The organism is Cognatundibacterium luofuense (assembly GCF_018139685.1).
In the GTDB taxonomy this organism is placed as follows: Bacteria; Pseudomonadota; Gammaproteobacteria; order Burkholderiales; family Burkholderiaceae_D; genus Undibacterium; species Undibacterium luofuense.
The window spans coordinates 1-503 of the sequence record NZ_JAGSPN010000107.1; the positions used below are offsets into that span (position 1 = coordinate 1).

Consider the following 503-nt stretch of genomic DNA (forward strand, 5'->3'; position numbering starts at 1 on the left):
GACTGAGCTGAGTGCCAGCGTCATTGTGAACAGAACGCTGGCTTGAAGCTGACGCAAGAGGGGGAGTGAAGGACTCATGCGAATTTCCTAATGTTGAAATGCAATCCGGGCCAGACTGCGCTGACCCGGACTTGTTATTCTGCTGTGACCTGTTCTAGTCGATAACCGTAACTATACACTGGTGCGAGCCTGTAACCATTTTCGGGACGTAATTCCAGCTTGCTACGTACCCGTGAAATATGGGTGTCCATCGTTCTGGATGGAATGTCGACATCACGTGACCACACGGCTTCCAGAATGTAAGCACGCGACAAAGGGCGTCCAAGATTGCGGAACAGTAATAATGCCAGATCGAATTCTTTCTGCGTCATTTCTACCGGTTCGTCATTAATCGTCACGCGACCAGCCCGGGTTTCAAATTTGTAAGCACCAAATTGCAAATGTTCCGACGCGGTTTGCGTCGGATAAGCGCGACGCAACAAGGCTTGCACGCGGGCTACCAG

1 protein-coding gene is annotated in these 503 nt (G+C 51.1%); it reads right to left on the reverse strand.

What is annotated here, in order from left to right; genetic code table 11:
• Positions 1-134: 134 nt before the first annotated feature.
• Positions 135-503 (reverse strand): winged helix-turn-helix domain-containing protein (locus KDM89_RS19550; RefSeq protein ID WP_212689563.1); only part of this gene is annotated, 369 nt, incomplete at its 5' end.